Source organism: Sunxiuqinia sp. A32 (genome assembly GCF_052690465.1).
In genome coordinates this window covers 103,370-123,023 of record NZ_JBQYLI010000015.1, presented here as the reverse complement: position 1 = coordinate 123,023, position 19,654 = coordinate 103,370, and the positions used below count along the sequence as shown (strand labels likewise).

The following is a 19,654-nucleotide window of genomic DNA, read 5'->3' as shown; positions in this document are numbered from 1 at the left end:
AAGTGCAAGTTTTTGCATAAAAAACCAACAAGCAGTTTATTATCAAGAATCCAATTATCTAATATCTAAATATCCTAAATATGGCTATCGAGTTAAAAAAAGATTGTAAATACTCTTTGTTGGTTCCTACCAGCATGGGAATTCGAATAACACCCGTGAACGGACAGCCAGTTCATAGTAGTGACACCTTTAAAATGCAGGCTACCAGTGCAGAGACTAATGTTGCAAGTGTGTCATCATTTCTTGGATTACCAGTAAAAGTGCTCACCAATTTTGTCGCAAACAGTCCGATTGCTCAATTCATTAAAAGCAACTTAAAAAGTCGCCATATGGATTTTGAAGGCCCCGAAGTACCCCAAGGTGGTCCATGGGGTTATCGTCACCAATTTAATATTGCTGATAGCGGTTATGGATCACGCGGACCACGTGTGCATAATGACCGTGCTGGCGAAGTTGGACGCACCTTAAATGTGAAAGATTTTGATTTGGAACGCATTTTTGGAGAAGAAGGTGTACAGATTGTACATTTATCCGGACTGATTGGAGCGCTATCACCTGAAACCAGTACTTTCTGTCTGGAGATTGCCCGTGCTGCAAAAAAGTATGGGACAAAAATTTCATTCGACTTAAATTATCGGGCATCCTTTTGGGAAGGGCGAGAAAAAGAACTGAATGCAAACTTTACCGAGATTGCATCTGTTTCAGATATATTAATTGGCAATGAAGAAGATTTCCAACTTTGTTTAGGAATTAAAGGACCTGAGGCAGGTGGGAAAGATATTGAATCTGAGATTGATGGCTTCAAACAGATGATATACCGGGTAAAAGAATCGTTTCCAAATGCATCTGTTTTTGCGACGACCTTGCGTGAAGTAGTTAGTGTAAATGAACACTTATGGGGAGCAATCATGCTGGAAGGACAAGATAACTGGCAAGTGATATTACCACGGAGTATTAAAGTCCTTGACCGTATTGGCGGCGGTGATGGTTTTGTTGGCGGACTTTTATACGGAATACTCAAAGGATGGGAACCTGAAAAATGGCCTAAATTTGGATGGGCAACCGGAGCTATGGCAACCACTTTCCTTACCGATTATGCACAACCAGCTGATGAAGAAATGGTTTGGAGCATTTGGGAAGGAAATGCACGGGTAAAAAGATAACTTCATTGACTATTTGACTAATCACAATTTATCATTTAAAGAATGAATTCAGATGAACTAAAATTACGATTGAAAAAATTTGCTTTACGGATAATTAAACTATCTGAAAGTTTGCCAAATAATATGACTGGAAAAACGTTAAGCAACCAAATCATTCGTTCAGGTACGTCACCAGGTGCAAATTATCGTGCTGCATGTCTGAGTAAATCTGACAAAGATTTTTTGAATAAATTAAAAATGGTCGAGGAAGAATTAGATGAAACTTTATATTGGCTCGAACTCATAGTTGAATCTGGCTTAGTTAAAGCAGAACAATTAGACGATCTAAAGAATGAAAATCTTGAACTGTTTAGAATCATTGTAAGTTCTATAAATACAATGAAGAAAAAACTTAATTCTGAAAAAATTACGTCATAAACCTAATCGTAAATGGTAAATCATAAAATTGTAAATCATGTTGTACTATGAAATAGGATCACCAAGTCATGAATTAAGTGCTGAAGATCTGAAAAATGGACTTTACAAGGCATTAGATCAACTGAAAGATATTGACAAAGTTCTGGCAATCCCACCTGACTACACTCGGCTACCAAGCAGAGCTGGTGAACTCACAGAATTTACCTGGCAATATTACGGTAAAAAACTTACTGATGTATTACCTGCTTTGGGAACCCATAATCCTATGACTGATGAGCAAATTAGTCATATGTTTGGAACACTTCCTCCATCACTTATACGGGAGCACGACTGGCGAAATGACGTTGTGAATGTGGGAGAAGTACCTGCAGAATTTGTTCAAGAAGTTTCTGAAGGAGCCGTAAATTTCTCATGGCCGGCGCAGGTAAATAAGTTGCTTCTCATGGGTAATTATGATCTGATCCTTTCGATTGGTCAAGTCGTTCCTCACGAAGTTGTTGGAATGGCTAATTACAATAAAAATGTATTTGTTGGAACGGGTGGTGCTGAAGGAATTAACAAAAGTCATTTTGTTGGTGCTGCCTATGGAATGGAACGAATGATGGGACATGCAGACACTCCAGTGCGTAAAATATTCAACTACGCCTCTGAAAACTTTACCAACCATCTTCCTATTTTGTATGTTCAAACGGTCGTCGGATTAGACAAAACAGACGGAAAAGTTAAAACTCGTGGTTTGTTTATTGGTGATGATTATGAAGTTTTTGACAAAGCAGCCAAGCTCTCGCTTCAAGTGAATTTTGAAATGCTTGACAAACCGCTGAAAAAAGTGGTTGTCTGGCTGGACCCAACAGAATTCAAATCAACATGGCTCGGTAATAAATCAATTTATCGCACCAGAATGGCGATTGATGATAACGGAGAACTGATTGTACTGGCTCCAGCATTGAAGGAATTTGGGGAGGATGAAGAAATTGATCGTCTCATTCGCAAATATGGATATTTTGGAACTCCGGCAACATTAAAAGCATGCGATGAAAATGAGGAACTAAGAAAAAATTTAAGTGCTGCAGCACATCTCATACATGGTTCTTCCGAGGGAAGGTTTAGCATTACATATTGCCCGGGCAAAAAACCGGGAAATGTAACGAAAGAAGAAATTGAAAGCGTTGGTTTTAAATATGCCGACATCGATGAAGTCTCTGCAAAATACAATCCTGAAAAATTGAAAGATGGATTTAACATGGTAGGTGGAGAAGAAATCTTTTACATCTCCAACCCGGCAATTGGTCTCTGGGCTTTTAAAGACAGGTTTAAGTACTAGTAATTGGAAATTGAAATTTCTAGATGAAACTCACTGAAGTAAATTGGGGAATTATTGGTTGCGGAGATGTAACAGAAGTTAAAAGTGGCCCACCACTCTATAAATTGGATCGTTCAAATCTGGTTGCTGTTATGCGACGCGATGGAGCAAAAGCCGAAGATTATGCCAAACGGCACGGGGTTGCAAAATGGTATTCAAATGCAAATGAGCTGATTCATGATCCAAATGTCAATGCAGTGTATATTGCGACACCTCCAAACACGCATGCAGAATATGCCATCAAAGCGATGAATGCGGGGAAAGTGGCCTATGTTGAAAAGCCAATGGCCAAGAATTATGCTGAATGTCTGGAAATGATTAAGGTTTCTGAAGAAACCCAAGTACCTTTATATGTGGCATATTACCGTCGGGCTCTTCCTCAATTTTTGAGAGCGAAAGAATTGGTTGATTCAGGAACCATCGGAAAACCTTTAACTGTACATCTTCAACTTTATAAGCAAGCAATTGAAAAGGAGCAATCTAAAAAAGAAATGCATTGGCATGTGTTTCCGGAAATAGCCGGAGCTGGTCATTTTTATGATTTGGCATCACACCAATTAGATTATCTAGATTTCGTTTTTGGACCGATCATTAACGTTTCAGGACACGCAAAAAATATTGCGGGCTACTACCCTGCCGAAGATACTGTCTCTGCCTCCTTTGAATTCGAATCGGGAGTTATTGGCTCTGGAAGCTGGTGCTTTGTAGTTGATCATTCTTCAGAAAAAGATATTATTGAAATTACAGGTACCCATGGAAAAATAACCATGCCTTGTTTTGCAGCTGGTAACTTAAAATTGGAAACCTCGAATGGGATGCTTGAATTTCCAAATGAAAAACCTGAACATGTGGCAGGCGGTCTGGTTAAACTAATCGTAGAAGAGTTGACAGGAGGAGCGAAATGTCCAAGCACGGGCTTCTCAGGGGCCAGAACCAGCAAAGTAATGGAAGAAATAGTAAAAACCTATTATTCCAATTTAAAAGACTGACAAACAATTAAGAACAGACAAAAATTGACTTTATTCAATGAAATTCATTATTGACGATAAAATCCCCTATATAAAAGGAGCACTTGAACCATTTGGAAAAGTTATTTATCTCCCGGGCGCTCAAACAACACCTGAAGTTGTAAAAGATGCTGATGCAATTGTCACCAGGACTCGCACCATTTGCAACGAAAAATTACTGAATGGTTCTTCGGTAAAATTTATTGCAACAGCGACCATTGGTTACGACCACATCGATACGGAATATTGTAAGGAAAATAAAATTGAATGGACGAATGCTTCGGGATGTAATAGTAAATCGGTGGAACAATATATTGCTTCTACCCTATTTGTATTGGCAAAACAAAACGGATTTGGATTAAAGGGTAAAACAATTGGAATTGTTGGCGTTGGACAGGTTGGTTCCAAAGTGGCAAAAGTATGCGAAATTCTTGGGATGAACGTGTTGCTCAACGACCCGCCAAGAGCTCGAAAAGAAGGCGCTGAAGAGTTCGTCAGTCTGGAGGAGATCAAACAAAAAGCTGACATCATTACCCTGCACGTGCCTTTAAACATGAGTGGCGAAGATGCCACGTTTCACCTGGCTGACACACTTTTCTTTCATGGATTAGCTAAATGTCCAATTCTGATTAACTCTTGTCGTGGTGAAGTGATTGATTCATTTGCTGTAAAAACAGCTGTTGACAATGGAATAATTTCAGGCCTTGTGTTGGATTGTTGGGAGAACGAGCCAAACATTGATTTGGAATTAATGGACAAATGTGATTTGGCAACACCACATATTGCTGGTTATTCCAAAGACGGAAAAGCAAATGGAACCAGCATGAGCATTCAGGCAATCAGCCGGAAGTTCAAATTGGGAATTGACAACTGGCAAGCATCAGGTGTTGAAACTCCTAAAAATACAATTATTGATATTAATGGAAAAAACTTATCTGAAGAAGAAATCATAGCTCGATGTGTGCTGTTGACATATGATATTCGCGAAGACGATGAACGCTTAAGAAAGAATCCGGAAAAATTTGAAAAACTTCGTGGTGATTATCCACTTAGAAGAGAGTATCCGGTTTATTCGGTCAAAATAAAAAATTCAAGTCAGAGCATAATAAATACACTTCAAAAAATTGGATTTCAAGTAATAGAATAGATATCAAAACAAATAATAAAATGAAAAAATTAGCAGACATAGGTTTAATCGGGTTGGCCGTAATGGGTGAAAATCTGGTTTTAAACATGGAAAGTAAAGGCTATACAGTAGCTGTCTACAACCGCACCGTCGAGAAAGTCGACAAATTTATTAATGGCCGTGGTGCCAATAAAAAATTTAAAGGAGCTCATTCTATTGAAGAACTTTGCGCTTCGTTAGAAAAGCCTCGAAAAGTGATGATGTTAGTAAAGGCGGGGCAACCGGTAGACGATTTTATTGATCTGATAATTCCTCACCTGGAAGAAGGCGATATAATTATTGACGGTGGAAATTCACATTTTCCAGATACTATTCGCCGTGCCGAATATGTGGAAAGCAAAGGATTACTTTACATCGGAACCGGTGTTTCCGGTGGTGAAGAAGGTGCTCTTTTAGGACCATCCATCATGCCAGGTGGATCACCTGCTGCATGGCTTGCAGTTAAAGATATTTTTCAATCGGTTTCTGCCAAAGTTGAAGATGGATCTCCTTGTTGTGATTGGGTTGGAGAAGGCGGTGCCGGACATTTTGTAAAAATGGTGCACAACGGGATTGAGTACGGCGACATGCAAATTATCACTGAAGCCTATCAATTAATGAAAGAATTACTTGGCATGTCAGCTGATGAGATGCATGAAGTATTTAAAGAATGGAACAAAGGCGATCTGGATTCTTATCTGATTGAAATTACCCGTGATATTTTAGGATTCAAGGATGAAGACGGAGAGCCAATGGTTGAAAAGATTTTGGATACTGCAGGACAAAAAGGTACTGGTAAATGGACGGGAGTGGCCGCTCTGGATATGGGTATTCCGTTAACATTGATAGGAGAGTCAGTTTTTGCACGTTGTCTTTCTGCACAAAAGGATTTGCGTGTTGAAGCATCGAAAGTCATCAGTGGCCCGACACCTAAATTTGACGGAGATAAAACTCAAATGATCAACGATTTGAAAGACGCTTTATTCGGAGCTAAAATCATTTCGTACGCACAAGGATACAACCTGATGATGGAAGCTGCCAAGGAATATGGATGGAACCTAAATTACGGTGGTATTGCATTAATGTGGCGCGGCGGTTGTATCATTCGCTCCGTGTTCCTTGCAGATATTAAAAAGGCATTTGACAAAAACCCAAGCCTGGCAAACTTGCTGCTTGATCCATATTTTAAAGAAATTGTTGAAAAAGCACAGGCTGGTTGGCGACGTGTTTGTGCAACTGCACTTACCAACGGAGTTCCGGTACCTGCATTAACTTCAGCTCTTTGCTACTTTGATGGTTTCCGTAGTGAACGTTTGCCTGCAAACTTATTGCAAGCTCAACGTGACTATTTCGGTGCACATACTTATGAGCGTATTGATAAACCAAGAGGTGAATTTTTCCATACAAACTGGACTGGCCGAGGCGGAGACACTGCGTCTACAACATATGTAGTATAAACATATAACTAATTAAACATAAAAAGGATCCAACTGGTTTTTGTAACTTTAGTTGGGTCCTTTTTCATTTTATAAAATTGCCATTTCAGGGTTCTTTTCAATGATAGTGAATTTAATTAATCAATTATGAAAACACTTATTCTATTCAAGCAAATTCTTGCACTAACCTTTGTTATAATCACATTTGCAGCTTACGGGCAGAAGGATATGCTTTGCATAGGTGCTCACTGGACAGAGGACCTGGCAAACCTTAAAATGAAAGAATTTGCTGGCTCATGGAACGACTTGCGATCATGGGAAGAGCGAGCAAATATGATCAGGCAGGGAATTATTGATGGTCTGCAAATTGAAAACATGCCTTCAATTTCAGAAGAGTTCGATCCGGTAGTAACGAAAACTCACCAAATGGATGGGTACATCATTGAAAATATCTACATCAAAAGCTTTCCAGGTTTTTACATTACTGGCAATCTATACAGACCAATGGAAACGCATGGAAAACATGCGGCAATCCTTTGTCCTCATGGGCACATGCAGGATAAACGTTTAAAAGAAGATGTGCAAAAAAGATGTGCTGTGCTTGCTAAAATGGGTGCACTTGTTTTTGCCTACGATATGATTGGATATGCCGATTCGAAACAAGTCACACATAAAGTGCCAATTGCACTTTTACTTCAAACATGGAACAGCAAACGAGTACTCGAATACTTGTTATCCAGGCCAGATGTTGACTCGGAAAGAATAGGAATGACTGGTGGATCGGGTGGCGGAACACAAACTTTTATACTGACTGCAATAGATAACCGAATTAAAGTCTCTGTCCCTGTAGTGCAGGTATCTGCCCATTTTTTTGGTGGTTGTGTTTGTGAAAGTGGCATGCCTATTCATAAAAGTGATCATCACCAAACAAATAATGTGGAGATTGCAGCTTTATGCGCCCCTCGCCCACTTCTTATTATTTCAGATGGGATGGATTGGACAAAAAATACTCCGATCATTGAATATCCATATATTCAAAAAGTATATTCATTATACAATGCAGAACACCGTGCTGTTAACGTTCACTTCCCAACAGAAAAACATGATTATGGCTACTCTAAACGATCTGCGGTCTATATTTTCCTGGCTTACCATTTACAATTGGATACATCCAAGGTTCCATTTGACGGAAGTATCCAGGAAGATTTTGTAAAAGTTCTCCCGGAAGATGAATTACGTGTTTTCAATATTAACTATCAATTACCCAAAGATGCTTTGGTTGGCGATAATGCTGTAATGGACTATCTGGATATTCATTAAATGGTTCATTTCCCTTTTCCAACTAATCGTAAATTGGCTGTGCCAGTCTAAAAACAATTCAATCCCTATTTGATTTTTCATTTAAATAGCATTACTTTGTATTTCAAAGTACTTTACAATGAAAAACGAAGAAATTTATTTGAAAGAAATAAAAGAAATCAGGCAATTAATGGAACAATCCAGTCGGTTTCTTTCATTAAGTGGTCTTTCTGGTATATTAGTTGGATTGTACGCGCTAATTGGTGCATTCGTTGCTTACCAAATGATCTACCTTCCTCCATCTTTGTCCCTTCGCAAAATTTTTCCCGGAGAACAAATAACAAACTTGATTCTTCTTGGTAGTGCCGTCCTCGTGATCTCGTTAATTACAGTACTCTGGCTCACTTATGGCAAAGTCAAAAAGTCCGGCAAAAAGTTCTGGAATCTGGGATCAAGACTGATGAGCATGCATCTTGCTGTTCCACTTATTACCGGAGGCATCCTTATTCTAATTTTCATTTTCAGAGAAATCTACAGCATCATATCTCCCTCGTGCCTTGTATTTTATGGATTGGCATTGGTAAATGCAGCAAAATTTACTCGTCAAGAGATATTTTATATGGGATTGCTACAAATATTTCTAGGTATTTTAGCAGCCCTGCTTCCCGGTTACGGATTATTCTTCTGGGCACTGGGATTTGGACTTATTCATATTATCTATGGAATTGTGATGTTCGTCAGATACGAAAAGAACTCAATAACAGCGTGAAAAATATATTTCAACAATTGGATAAAGCATTTGAGAACAAAATCAGACTAGGTACCATGTCTATTCTGTTGGTCAATGACAAGTCATCATTTAATGATTTAAAGGAAACTCTACAGGTTACTGATGGAAACCTTGCAAGTCATTTAAAATATTTAGAGAAAGAGGAATATATATTGGTTCGAAAAAGTTTCATTAATAGAAAACCAAATACAGTTTATTCCATTACAGAAATAGGAAAACTGGCTTTTGAGAAACATTTGAATGCGCTTGAAGAAATATTAAAAAACCGATAATTTTTTTTGTATTTGAACTTTGCATTTCAAAGTTCTTTTTATAAAAACAATAAAACAACAGAATCATGAAAACAAATGAAGTCTTAGGAAAAAGTAATGTGACAATTAACTGGCAAATCACACTAAAAGTGGCAACCATTGCTGCAGTTGCAATACTCCTGTTGATCCCAAAGTTTATGATTATTGGTCTGATTGACGATCGCCAGAAAACAGCTGATGAAGCAAAAAATGAAGTAATGCAAAAATGGTCTTTTGGGCAAACTATCCGTGGACCGGTGCTAACCATTCCGTATATCGAGAAAGTATACGACGACAAACAGAATCTGATAAGAGAAGACATTCACGATTGTCATTTTCTACCCGAAAAATTGATGATTAAAGGTGACATCATGCCTAAAGAACTTCACAGGAATATCTACAAGTCTGTCGTTTATGAATCAGAAATTCTTCTTTCAGGAAATTTTACGAAACTTCAATTTGATAAACTTAGAATTAACCCATCAGATGTATTGTGGGATAAAGCAGAAATAGCAATTGCCATTAACGATCTTCGGGGGATTAATGCAAACGTTATTCTAAAATGGGGAGATAAAACGTTAACATTCTCACCGGGAATGGACAACAAGCAAATTGGAGACAAGGGTGTTTCCCTCAATCTTCCTTTAAAGGGCACAGACGATTTTCCAACCAGCTTTTCAATCAACCTCCAGTTAAAAGGTTCTGATGCCTTAAAATTTGCACCACTGGGAAAAATAACCGAAGTGAATTTAAAATCAAGCTGGAATGATCCCGGCTTTCAAGGTAATTTCTTACCTGCAAATCGTGACATCACCGAGCAAGGTTTTTCGGCCTATTGGAAAGTATTGGACTACAACCGAAATTTTCCACAAGAATGGAAAGATGAAAATTATAAGATCAACAATGATGATTTCGGCGTTGAATTAGTAACCATTGCAGATCACTACCATAAAAGTTTGCGAAGTGCAAAGTATTGTATCCTGGTCATCCTGTTAATGTTCCTTTCGTTTTTTCTGAATGAAATAATCACCAAGCAACGAATTCACCCCTTCCAATATATCCTGGTGGGCTTTGCATTGATCATTTTCTATCTGTTACTACTATCGATCTCCGAACAATTAGGCTTTAATTTAGCATACCTAATTGCCTCAATCTCTGTCATCGGACTAGTTCTGGCTTACTCCAGAAGTTTTTTAAAAACCTGGGCTAATAGCTTTTTACTTTCCTCCATTCTGGGATTTTCGTTTCTATTTATTTTCATTCTACTACAAATGGAAAATTATGCCCTTCTGGTTGGAAGCATCGGATTATTCTGCATACTTGCTTTAACAATGTTTTTTACCAGAAAAATTGACTGGTATATTGAAGAATAAAATCAAAAAAGTGTTTAAGGATGGTATTTATACAAACCAAATATCATCCTTAAGCTTTCTTGAAATAATCTTTACCAGCATTACAAATGGGACATTTATAATCTTCCGGTAATTCTTCAAAAGGCGTTCCTGCTGGAACTCCCATGGACGGATCACCTTCTTCAGGATCATACGTAAACCCGCATATCTGGCATACAAAATGATCATCGGAACTGCCCTCTGTTTGCACTTCTTTTTCAGTTACTTCACGTTGGGGAGGATCTTGTTCATTTTCAAGTTTGTCTTGTTCAATATAGGTTGGAGAATTCTTAGGCGATAGCATTTTATATTTCTCACGGTAATATTTATAGGTCAAAGGATCATCACCACTTAGCACATCACTCTCCACAACTTCACCAACAATTAGCCAATGTGTTCCCAAATCCACCATTTCCCGAACTTCGCAATCAAACCAGGCAACAGCACCATCTAAAACAATTGGAGATCCGGTTTTTGCCTGCTGAACATTCACTTCAGCAAATTTATCCAAATCACTGGCAGACATAAATCCAAAATCGCCAATCAATTTCATATTAACATCCTGCTTCAATACCGAAACAGAGAAGGCCTCGGCTTGCTGAATTACCTCCAGGCTTTCATTGTCCTTATGGCAGGAAATTGCTATTTGAGGAGGCTCTGAAGTCACCTGAAAAACTGTATTGGCAATATAACCTGCCTTCTTACCATTATATTCTGATGCCACCAGGTACATCCCATATGACATTTTATGAAAAGCTTTAAACTTCATTTGCAATTGATTTAATATTATCAACTATAAAATTGGGCAGAAATCATTAAAAAGCCTATTTTGTTTCCTTTAATTTTAAAATAAACTAATTGTCCGTTAAGCAAGCTGAGCTTTCTCATTTTTATTTCCTGCAATTATAGACTTCTTTAAAAATTCGTAATTGATTGTTTATTTTTGTCACAGATATTGCGAATGTAAATTAGGATATAAAATATAAAACCTTAGATAATGTATAAAAAACTGTTTTTAATAACACTGCTTGCCTTATTAATCTCCAGTCAAGCATTTACTTGCACAAACTTTTTAATTACAAAAGGAGCATCCGTTGATGGTTCGACCATGATCACTTATGCAGCAGATTCACACACGCTGTACGGAGAGTTGTATTATCAGCCGGCAATGGATCACCCTGAAGGTGCCTTGCGCGATGTTTATGAATGGGACACAGGCAAATTTATGGGCAAAATCCCCGAGGTGTCTCACACCTATAGTGTAATTGGTAATATGAATGAATTTCAGTTGGCAATTGGCGAAACAACCTATGGTGGCCATAAAGAATTGCAAAGTCAGGAAGGCGCAGTTATGGATTATGGCAGCTTAATTTACATTGCTCTTCAACGTGCGAAAACAGCTAGAGAAGCTATTGAAATTATGACTAGCCTTGTTGAAGGATATGGCTATGCCAGTTCTGGTGAATCATTTTCTATTGCTGATCCAAATGAAGTTTGGATTTTGGAAATGATTGGAAAAGGTGAAGGCGAAAAAGGGGCTGTTTGGGTGGCTCAGCGAATTCCTGATGGATTTATTAGCGGACACGCAAATCAGGCAAGAATTACTACTTTCCCATTAAATGATTCACAGAATTGCATTTATTCCAAAGATGTTATTTCATTTGCGCGTGAAAAAGGGTGGTATGACGGTATGAATAAAGATTTTAGTTTCTCTGACGTATATGCTCCGGTTGATTTTGGTGGTGCTCGTTTTTGTGAAGCTCGGGTTTGGGCCGGATTCAATAAGGTAGCATCAAATATGGATCAGTACACCGAATATGCCAAAGGAGTAATTGAGCATGGTGGTGAAAATAATTTTGCTACGAATCGTATGCCGTTATGGATTAAGCCCGACAAAAAAGTCACTGTAAAAGACGTGATGGAAATGATGCGCGACCATTTTGAAAATTCAGATTTGGATATGACAAAGGATTTGGGTGCAGGACCATATAAATTGCCTTATCGCTGGAGAGGACTGACCTGGCAAGTTGATTCGGTTGAATATTGTAACGAACGCGCCATCTCTACACAGCAAACGGGCTTCTCGTTCGTAACGCAAAGCCGTTCGTGGTTACCTGATCCAATTGGTGGAATCCTCTGGTTTGGTGTCGATGATACTTACAGTACTTGCTATGTGCCTATGTATTGTGGCATCAACGAAATTCCGGAATGTTTTAAAGTTGGAAATGGCGACTTGCTTACTTATTCGCCAACTTCTGCTTTCTGGACATTTAATAAAGTTTCGAATCTTGCATATTTACGCTACGACGATATGATTGGACACATACGTGAACTTCAATCAAAAATTGAGGGCCAATTTATCTCTTATACGCCTGCAATTGACAGGGCCGCCAAAATGTTGTATGACGATGAAGGTGACTTGATTGCCCGTAACTTCCTCACTCAATATTCTGTGAACGAAGCTAATAACATGACTGCAAACTGGGAAAAGCTTTTCGAGTATTTGCTGGTTAAATATATTGATGGAAACATCAAAAAAGAGAACGACGGAGTTTTCGAAAGAAACGAGTATGGCCTTCCTGCAGATCCGGATCAACCAGGCTACCCTGAGTGGTGGTACAGAGCCATTGTAAACAGTACCGGAGAACATTTCAAGGTACAAGGAAGCGCGGGACATTAAAAAGAAACGGCAAATATTTTTGCAGGACAATAATAATTGCTATTTTTGCGCAAAATTTTGCAATCTCTTACACGCTGAAATGTGTAACATTGCCCTAAAACTTAAAGAAGATGGATTTAATTAAAGTTGTAGAAAACGCCTTTGAGGTTGAAAACAACCTACCAGCGTTTAGCGCCGGAGATACCATCACTGTTCACTATAAAATCCGTGAAGGAAACAAAGAACGTATCCAGGATTATCGTGGTGTAGTGATTCAGGTAAAAGGTACTGGTGTAAATAAAATGTTCACCGTTCGTAAAATGTCAGGAAACATTGGTGTTGAAAGAATTTTTCCAATGAGTTCTCCTTTTATTGAAGGCGTTGACATTAACAAAAAAGGTAGTGTTCGTCGTGCACGTATTTTCTACTTACGCGAACGTACCGGTAAGAAAGCCCGTATCAAAGAAAAAAGATTCTAAGATTTTTATCTCAAGATACAAAGCTCCCAAAAATGGGGGCTTTTTTTATGCTTTATCAATTTATTTGGATTGTCCGATTACTGAAAAGAACTCAGCAATTACAGTTGCATGATCAAATGCAAGCGTTGGCAATTGATCAATCTTAAACCATGCAGCTTGTGCAGCATCATCTGCACCTTTTACGATTGCATCTTTCTCGGCAAAACCACAAAATACAATGGAAATAACCCGTTCGCGAGGATCGCGATCAATGGCATCATAAGTTTTAAACTGAGAAAGGCTTTTCAATTTCAGTCCGGTCTCTTCCTCCAACTCCCTCAAACAAGCATCTTCCAACAATTCATCCGGATCCACAAAGCCTCCGGGTAATGCCCAGCTTCCTTTAAAAGGCTCCTTCCCTCTTTCGATCAATAAAATTTCTGCAGTTTCTTTCTTTAATACCAGTGCATCAACAGTCAGTGAAGGGCGTGGATATTTATACGTATACATAGACTTTCGTTATTGGTTGCTCTGTAATATTCGTTTCATCACACGCATTTTATGAGTATACCGTTTAGTATCCACATTAAAAATTCCAAATTGATCAACATTATCAATCCGAACCTTTCCGGAAGCATGAATGATTTTTCCTTTTTCCCAAATAATTCCAACATGAATAATATTACCTTCTTCATCATCAAAAAAGGCCAAATCGCCAGGCAATGCTTCTTCCACAAAAGAAAATGCCACCCCATGGTGAACTTGCTCGCTGGCATCTCGCGGTAGAAAAACACCGGCTTGCTTATAAATAATCTGCGTTAAGCCAGAGCAATCCACTCCAAAAGGAGATCTCCCACCCCATAAATAAGGAGCGTTAAAATAAAGTAAGGCTTGCTGAATCATAAAATCCCGCACATCATCTGGCTGGATATACATATATTTACCCGTCATTGGGTAAACTTCTTTATTAATTGAAAATTCCTTTTTATAGGGTCTCCAACATGGCAACGTACTTCCAGCAACCACCATCATGGTCTGTTCTTCGTTCACCCGAATAATATTAAAGATATCGGTAGAAACTGCTGCTGGGGCATTGGTAATCTTCTGGAAAGCTCTTTCAGATAAAGGAGTTATCATTTTATGATCAACCCAGCCTTCGTAACCGTCATATTCCAGTTTGACACGACTCCAACCCATAAATTGTTCATGCACCAAAAAATGTTCTCCAAATAAAATCTGGCTGGTCATTTCACTTCTTTCTGAAGGATCTTTCCTTAGAGGAATAATACTTAAGCCGGAAATCCCGTAAATCATCAAAGAAATTATTAATTTTATATTCTTCAAAGATAAAAACATCAGTTTTAGATATCCAGCATAAATGATGTCTTTAAAAAGGTATTTATGAAAAAGTTATTAACTCGAATCGCAAGGTATTATCACTTTTTTTTCATCGCATTTGTATTTCTGGCATCAATCGTACTTCTCTATTGGTCAATTCCTGGAGAAAGCCGATTCAAGTATGAATTTCAGAAAAATGCTCCCTGGCGTCATGAAACCCTCGTAGCTCCATTCAACTTTGCCATTTTAAAAACTGATGAAGAAATAAAAACGGAGAAAGACTCTTTACAGAAAGAATTTGTTCCGTATTTGGTGATGGACACCATAACCGGACAAAACTTTGTAAATGAGCTTAGTATTGAACTTTCCGTCTTTAAGGATTCCATTCCAAAAATTAATGTCCTAACTCAATACTTATCAGACATTTATAAAGATGGTATTTATGCTCAATCCATAGAAACATCCACGGAATTAGCAGGAAGAGATGCTGTTAACTTAATTCGAAATAAGATTGTCACTCGTATTCCAACGGAACGATTGTATTCGTTAAAAAGTGCCTACAAATCAATGAATGACTCGGCCAGAGTTATATTTGGTGATAAATTCAATGACTTCACCAGTTCTATAAACCTTATTAGTTTCATCCAGACCAATGTTTCTTATGATCAGGAAAGAAACGACCAGGAATTAGAGAAATTATTAGCATCAGTCTCTGTCTCGCTGGGTATGGTGCAGGCTGGAGAACGCGTAATTTTTAAAGGCGATATAATTACTCCGGATAGATTCCTGGTATTGGAATCATTAAAAAAATCTTACGAGACAAAACGCGGACAGGACATTGACAGGTATTTAATTATTCTGGGGAAAGCAATACTAATTGCAGCATGCATGTTAATCATGGCTTTTTACCTGGCATATTTCCGGCCAGAGATTTTCAATCAAAAACGTCGCCTGAGTTTCATTTTTCTCTTAATCATATTGATGGTATTTGTATCGCGATTTATCAATGATCAGGATTTCATCAACCTGTACGTGGTGCCAATTGCTATCTTACCAATCCTGTTGCGCATTTTCTTCGACTCAAGAACTGCTATTTTTGCTTTGCTTGTTACATCTATCCTGATCGGATATTTTGCACCTAATAATTACGAATACATCTTCTTAAATCTGGTAACCGGCATCATTGCCGTATTTAGCCTTGATAAACTTCATAAACGATCACACTTAGTACTAACAGCACTATGGGTGTTTGTAAGTTACACCGTGATTTTCCTTTCGCTTTCGATGGTACAGGAAGGTAATATTGAAACCATCCAATGGAGAGAGCTTCAATGGTTTGGAGTAAATGCTTTATTGGTATTGCTTGCCTACCCTCTTATCTACATTTTTGAAAAGTTGTTTGGCTTTGTTTCCGATGTTACTTTGATGGAGCTGGCTGACACCAATCAACCACTATTGCGAAAACTATCTCAAGATGCGCCCGGAACATTTCAACACTCGCTACAAGTTGCGAATTTGGCAGAAGAAGTAATTATTCGAATTGGCGGTAATCCATTCTTAGTTCGTGCCGGAGCGCTTTATCATGATATTGGCAAAACAAACCAACCTGCCTATTTTATTGAAAACCAAGCAGCAGGCATGAACCCTCATCAGCAACTGGATCATAAAAGCAGTGCAAAAATAATTATCGACCATGTTACATACGGTGAAAAGCTTGCACACAAACATAAGCTCCCCGAGATGTTAATCGAATTCATTACCAGCCACCACGGAACTACGCAAGCTAAGTATTTTTATACCATGCACAAGAATGAGAATCCGGGTAAAGAGGTCGACATCAAAGAATTCACTTATCCGGGGCCTCCACCAAAAAGCAAAGAAACTGCCGTTGTTATGCTTACAGATGGTATTGAAGCTGCTGCCAGAGCCTTGAAAGAAAAGACCTATGACAATTTAAAAGCGCTCATTGAAAACATGGTTGCACAAAAGCTGGAATCCGGCCAGATGGAAAATGCAGACCTGACACTTAGAGACATTAAAGTTTACAAAGAAACGATTTTGGAAAAGCTAATGAACATCTACCACATTCGGATTGAATACCCTGAGTAAGTATTTGTTAAGACTTTTCAATCATTAGCAAAGCTTTATCTACAGCTTCTTCAAAGGAGCTAAATATATATTCATCGCCTATTAGTGAGCTTATCTGCGATTTGTCAAGTTCATTTTTAACATCGCTATTAACACCAGAAAGTATCACTGTTGTATTCGATTTTCTTAGAATCCGAATTGATTCTTTAAAATTGTGAATACCAGTTGCATCAATAAAAGGAACATGTCGCATCCGAATAATCAGCATTTTATTATTGATACCAATACTTTTTATCACTTCGCTATACTGTTTTGCCGAGGCAAAGAAGAAAGGTCCGCTAATCTCATATATTGCCAATTCTTTCGGCAAATCAGAGTAATCAGCTAACACATCACTATCAACTGTTGATAATCCATTTTTGCCAACGTCTGTCATCCTCTTCATAAAAAGAACAGATGAAAGAACAACTCCAATCTGGATTGCAATTGTCAAATCAACCAATACCGTTAAAAAGAATGTAGTTAGTAAAATAATTGCATCAAACCACGAGCCTTTCAAAATTGAATAAAACGACCTCCATTCGCTCATATTATAAGCAACCACAACCAGAATCCCTGCAAGACAAGACATTGGAATTAGTTTTGCCCATTGTCCAAAAAACAGCATAATCAGTAACAACGTTACTGCATGAACCATTCCTGCAATCGGAGTCCGACCGCCATTTTTCACATTTGTAGCTGTGCGCGCAATTGCTCCGGTAGCAGGAATTCCGCCAAGCAATGGAGTAAAAACGTTAGCAATTCCCTGCGCAATTAATTCAGTATTTGATCGGTGGTTTCCACTTATCATCCCATCTGACACCACAGCTGACAAGAGCGATTCGATGCCCCCCAACAAAGCAATAGTTAAAGCAGGACCAACGTATCCCCCTAAATCTGACCACTGAAATTCAGGTAAATCAAAACTAAAATTTGAATGTATTTCACCAAAAAATGTTTCGATCGTCACCACTTGAAACCCAAAAATCTGAACAACAATAGTCATTACAATTATTGCGATAAACGATCCGGGAATTTTCTTTGAAAGTAATTTTGAATAAACAGTTACTAGTATCGAACCAATTGCAATGAATACAGAAGTGATATTTAACTCTGATACATGCTGAAAAATGAATGACCATTTATCCAGAAAAGCTGCAGGTATTTTTTCAATATTCAGACCGAGCACATCTTTAACCTGCGAAGAAAATATAACCAGGGCAATTCCACTGGTAAAACCAACGATCAATGGATGAGGAAAATAGCGCAAGAGTGCACCTAATCTCAATAATCCGAAAGCAATTAAGAATACGCCGGCCATTATCGTTGAAATAATCAAACCATTAATTCCATACTGCTCAACAATTCCGTAAACAATTACAATAAACGCCCCCGTGGGGCCTGCAATCTGAACCCTACTTCCTCCTAAAAGTGAGATAATAAAACCTGCAACAACAGCCGTAATCAAACCTTTTTCTGGTGAAACTCCGGAAGCAACAGCAAAAGCAATTGCCAAAGGCAACGCAACAACACCAACAACTACACCTGAAAATATATCAGAAGTAAGCTCTTTCTTGCTAATCCCTTGTTTTACGAGTGTGTAAAACTTAGGCAAAAAAAGTCTTTCCATTAAAATACTATTTTTATCCTACTTATGTTCCTGATTAAGGCGGACCGGATTGGTTAAACCAATATCATCACGTTAGACCGGAGGGTCTTTTTCAGGTAAAATGAATCCCGCACATCATCGACGATAACACACAAACTTCATCGTCTTTAGGCAGGCTGCAAAATTAATCGATTTTTAATCATTGATTCAATCAATCTCAAGAAAAATTCTATTCTTAAGAATTTACACATATTCAAATTGAAAAGTAAGATGCTGGAAAAGAAATTCATCTTTCAATATTTGTATCATCTGATCATGTATTTCTTTGGTCTCTGATATTTTCAAATCTTTCGTTAATACAACATGACCTTCAAAATGAATTGTTTTATCGGTAAGCCTCCAAATATGAATATGATACACTCTTCGGACGCCCTCCACTTTTAACAATCGCTCACCAACAACAACCGGATCAACATTGGGTGGGCCAAACTGCATTAGTATGCCAGTGGATTCTTTTAAAAGCTGATATGTTTGAAAGATTAAGTAAAAACTGATAAAAAGGGTAATTAACGGATCAATCCAATACCATTGAAAATACCAAATAAAAACAGCACCAACAATTACGGCCATTGATGTGAGTGCATCACCCAATAAATGAAGATAGGCAGCTTTTATATTTAAGTTGCTGTCTTTTTCACTATGCAGTATAAATACAGAAAGTGTATTTGCAATCAATCCCACCAAACCTAATCCGAACATCCATCTAAAATCAACTTCAGTAGGATCAATAAATCGTCCAACAGCCTCAACAATCAAATAGAAAGAAACGGCAACCAATACCAATCCATTAATAAATGCAGCAAGTATTTCCGCTCGTCTAAAACCAAAAGTACTCTGTGTTGTTTTTTTTCGATCAGCAATCCGGTCTGCGACATATGCCAGCAACACAGCCATGCTGTCACTAAGATTATGCAAGGCATCGGAAATCAATGCTAAACTTCCTGAAATCAGCCCTCCAATGACCTGTGCTACTGTTATTAACACATTCAGAATAAATGTAATCCCCAGCTTATGATGTTTATGTATGTGCGACATAATAAAAAAACAAGTTTTTTAAAATGAAAGTTCATATATTTAATACT

General features: G+C 38.1%; 18 protein-coding genes. 13 read left to right on the top strand and 5 right to left on the bottom strand.

Annotated elements, in window-relative coordinates; genetic code table 11:
- Window positions 1-80 precede the first annotated feature (80 nt).
- From ACUNWD_RS15335 to creD, 10 genes are all read left to right on the top strand, one after another.
- The gene (locus ACUNWD_RS15335) at window positions 81-1,163 is read left to right on the top strand and encodes a PfkB family carbohydrate kinase (protein ID WP_445588713.1); all 1,083 of its coding nucleotides are present in this window, start codon (window positions 81-83) and stop codon (window positions 1,161-1,163) included.
- A 42-nt stretch (window positions 1,164-1,205) separates the two neighbouring features.
- Complete coding sequence (locus tag ACUNWD_RS15330) at window positions 1,206-1,580, top strand: four helix bundle protein (protein ID WP_445588712.1); 375 nt, start codon at window positions 1,206-1,208, stop codon at window positions 1,578-1,580.
- 37 nt (window positions 1,581-1,617) lie between these two features.
- Window positions 1,618-2,904: a lactate racemase domain-containing protein gene (locus ACUNWD_RS15325; protein WP_445588711.1), complete on the top strand. Its 1,287-nt coding sequence runs from the start codon at window positions 1,618-1,620 to the stop codon at window positions 2,902-2,904.
- A 23-nt stretch (window positions 2,905-2,927) separates the two neighbouring features.
- Window positions 2,928-3,932: a Gfo/Idh/MocA family protein gene (locus tag ACUNWD_RS15320; RefSeq protein ID WP_445588710.1), complete on the top strand. Its 1,005-nt coding sequence runs from the start codon at window positions 2,928-2,930 to the stop codon at window positions 3,930-3,932.
- A gap of 37 nt (window positions 3,933-3,969) precedes the next feature.
- A complete protein-coding gene (gene pdxB, locus ACUNWD_RS15315; protein WP_445588709.1) occupies window positions 3,970-5,097 on the top strand; it encodes a 4-phosphoerythronate dehydrogenase PdxB in 1,128 nt (375 codons plus the stop codon).
- Window positions 5,098-5,117: 20 nt separating this feature from the next.
- On the top strand, window positions 5,118-6,572 hold the full coding sequence (gene gnd, locus ACUNWD_RS15310; protein ID WP_445588708.1) for a decarboxylating NADP(+)-dependent phosphogluconate dehydrogenase: 1,455 nt from the start codon (window positions 5,118-5,120) through the stop codon (window positions 6,570-6,572).
- Window positions 6,573-6,698: 126 nt separating this feature from the next.
- Window positions 6,699-7,871 carry an acetylxylan esterase gene (locus ACUNWD_RS15305; protein WP_445588707.1) on the top strand — a complete coding sequence of 391 codons (1,173 nt, stop codon included), beginning with the start codon at window positions 6,699-6,701 and terminating at the stop codon, window positions 7,869-7,871.
- A 118-nt stretch (window positions 7,872-7,989) separates the two neighbouring features.
- Window positions 7,990-8,619: a hypothetical protein gene (locus ACUNWD_RS15300; RefSeq protein WP_445588706.1), complete on the top strand. Its 630-nt coding sequence runs from the start codon at window positions 7,990-7,992 to the stop codon at window positions 8,617-8,619.
- Window positions 8,616-8,912, top strand: coding sequence for a winged helix-turn-helix domain-containing protein (locus ACUNWD_RS15295; RefSeq protein ID WP_445588705.1), 297 nt, complete (start codon window positions 8,616-8,618; stop codon window positions 8,910-8,912). Before ACUNWD_RS15300 ends, ACUNWD_RS15295 begins: the two co-directional genes overlap by 4 nt.
- A gap of 65 nt (window positions 8,913-8,977) precedes the next feature.
- Window positions 8,978-10,303 carry a cell envelope integrity protein CreD gene (creD, locus tag ACUNWD_RS15290; protein ID WP_445588704.1) on the top strand — a complete coding sequence of 442 codons (1,326 nt, stop codon included), beginning with the start codon at window positions 8,978-8,980 and terminating at the stop codon, window positions 10,301-10,303.
- A gap of 49 nt (window positions 10,304-10,352) precedes the next feature.
- Here the strand turns inward: creD and ACUNWD_RS15285 are convergent, their stop codons facing one another.
- Window positions 10,353-11,090, bottom strand: a complete 738-nt coding sequence (locus ACUNWD_RS15285) for a flavin reductase (RefSeq protein WP_445588703.1) — start codon at window positions 11,088-11,090, stop codon at window positions 10,353-10,355.
- A gap of 228 nt (window positions 11,091-11,318) precedes the next feature.
- Here ACUNWD_RS15285 and ACUNWD_RS15280 point away from each other — a divergent pair, with 228 nt between their 5' ends.
- Together ACUNWD_RS15280 and rplS are read left to right on the top strand one after the other, a co-directional pair.
- Window positions 11,319-13,001 (top strand): dipeptidase, encoded by a 1,683-nt coding sequence (locus tag ACUNWD_RS15280; RefSeq protein ID WP_445588702.1) that lies wholly within the window; start codon window positions 11,319-11,321, stop codon window positions 12,999-13,001.
- 110 nt (window positions 13,002-13,111) lie between these two features.
- Window positions 13,112-13,459 (top strand): 50S ribosomal protein L19, encoded by a 348-nt coding sequence (rplS, locus tag ACUNWD_RS15275; RefSeq protein ID WP_445588701.1) that lies wholly within the window; start codon window positions 13,112-13,114, stop codon window positions 13,457-13,459.
- Window positions 13,460-13,519: 60 nt separating this feature from the next.
- Here rplS and ACUNWD_RS15270 read toward each other — a convergent pair whose 3' ends face one another.
- Together ACUNWD_RS15270 and ACUNWD_RS15265 are read right to left on the bottom strand one after the other, a co-directional pair.
- Window positions 13,520-13,948, bottom strand: coding sequence for an NUDIX domain-containing protein (locus ACUNWD_RS15270; protein ID WP_445588700.1), 429 nt, complete (start codon window positions 13,946-13,948; stop codon window positions 13,520-13,522).
- A 9-nt stretch (window positions 13,949-13,957) separates the two neighbouring features.
- Window positions 13,958-14,752 carry a C40 family peptidase gene (locus ACUNWD_RS15265; protein WP_445588699.1) on the bottom strand — a complete coding sequence of 265 codons (795 nt, stop codon included), beginning with the start codon at window positions 14,750-14,752 and terminating at the stop codon, window positions 13,958-13,960.
- Between the two features lie 87 nt (window positions 14,753-14,839).
- On the opposite strand from ACUNWD_RS15265, the gene ACUNWD_RS15260 reads away from it, so the two are divergent.
- Window positions 14,840-16,885, top strand: a complete 2,046-nt coding sequence (locus ACUNWD_RS15260) for an HD family phosphohydrolase (protein WP_445588698.1) — start codon at window positions 14,840-14,842, stop codon at window positions 16,883-16,885.
- Between the two features lie 7 nt (window positions 16,886-16,892).
- Here the strand turns inward: ACUNWD_RS15260 and ACUNWD_RS15255 are convergent, their stop codons facing one another.
- On the bottom strand, window positions 16,893-18,533 hold the full coding sequence (locus ACUNWD_RS15255) for a SulP family inorganic anion transporter (protein ID WP_445588697.1): 1,641 nt from the start codon (window positions 18,531-18,533) through the stop codon (window positions 16,893-16,895).
- 222 nt (window positions 18,534-18,755) lie between these two features.
- The gene (locus ACUNWD_RS15250) at window positions 18,756-19,607 is read right to left on the bottom strand and encodes a cation diffusion facilitator family transporter (protein ID WP_445588696.1); all 852 of its coding nucleotides are present in this window, start codon (window positions 19,605-19,607) and stop codon (window positions 18,756-18,758) included.
- Window positions 19,608-19,654: the final 47 nt, after the last annotated feature.

Coding starts and splice junctions, on each gene's coding strand:
- ACUNWD_RS15335 (WP_445588713.1), top strand. CDS start 81: ATGGCTATCGAGTTAAAAAAAGATTGTAAATACTCTTTGTTGGTTCCT.
- ACUNWD_RS15330 (WP_445588712.1), top strand. CDS start 1,206: ATGAATTCAGATGAACTAAAATTACGATTGAAAAAATTTGCTTTACGG.
- ACUNWD_RS15325 (WP_445588711.1), top strand. CDS start 1,618: ATGTTGTACTATGAAATAGGATCACCAAGTCATGAATTAAGTGCTGAA.
- ACUNWD_RS15320 (WP_445588710.1), top strand. CDS start 2,928: ATGAAACTCACTGAAGTAAATTGGGGAATTATTGGTTGCGGAGATGTA.
- pdxB (WP_445588709.1), top strand. CDS start 3,970: ATGAAATTCATTATTGACGATAAAATCCCCTATATAAAAGGAGCACTT.
- gnd (WP_445588708.1), top strand. CDS start 5,118: ATGAAAAAATTAGCAGACATAGGTTTAATCGGGTTGGCCGTAATGGGT.
- ACUNWD_RS15305 (WP_445588707.1), top strand. CDS start 6,699: ATGAAAACACTTATTCTATTCAAGCAAATTCTTGCACTAACCTTTGTT.
- ACUNWD_RS15300 (WP_445588706.1), top strand. CDS start 7,990: ATGAAAAACGAAGAAATTTATTTGAAAGAAATAAAAGAAATCAGGCAA.
- creD (WP_445588704.1), top strand. CDS start 8,978: ATGAAAACAAATGAAGTCTTAGGAAAAAGTAATGTGACAATTAACTGG.
- ACUNWD_RS15285 (WP_445588703.1), bottom strand. CDS start 11,090: ATGAAGTTTAAAGCTTTTCATAAAATGTCATATGGGATGTACCTGGTG.
- ACUNWD_RS15280 (WP_445588702.1), top strand. CDS start 11,319: ATGTATAAAAAACTGTTTTTAATAACACTGCTTGCCTTATTAATCTCC.
- rplS (WP_445588701.1), top strand. CDS start 13,112: ATGGATTTAATTAAAGTTGTAGAAAACGCCTTTGAGGTTGAAAACAAC.
- ACUNWD_RS15270 (WP_445588700.1), bottom strand. CDS start 13,948: ATGTATACGTATAAATATCCACGCCCTTCACTGACTGTTGATGCACTG.
- ACUNWD_RS15265 (WP_445588699.1), bottom strand. CDS start 14,752: ATGATTTACGGGATTTCCGGCTTAAGTATTATTCCTCTAAGGAAAGAT.
- ACUNWD_RS15260 (WP_445588698.1), top strand. CDS start 14,840: ATGAAAAAGTTATTAACTCGAATCGCAAGGTATTATCACTTTTTTTTC.
- ACUNWD_RS15255 (WP_445588697.1), bottom strand. CDS start 18,533: ATGGAAAGACTTTTTTTGCCTAAGTTTTACACACTCGTAAAACAAGGG.
- ACUNWD_RS15250 (WP_445588696.1), bottom strand. CDS start 19,607: ATGTCGCACATACATAAACATCATAAGCTGGGGATTACATTTATTCTG.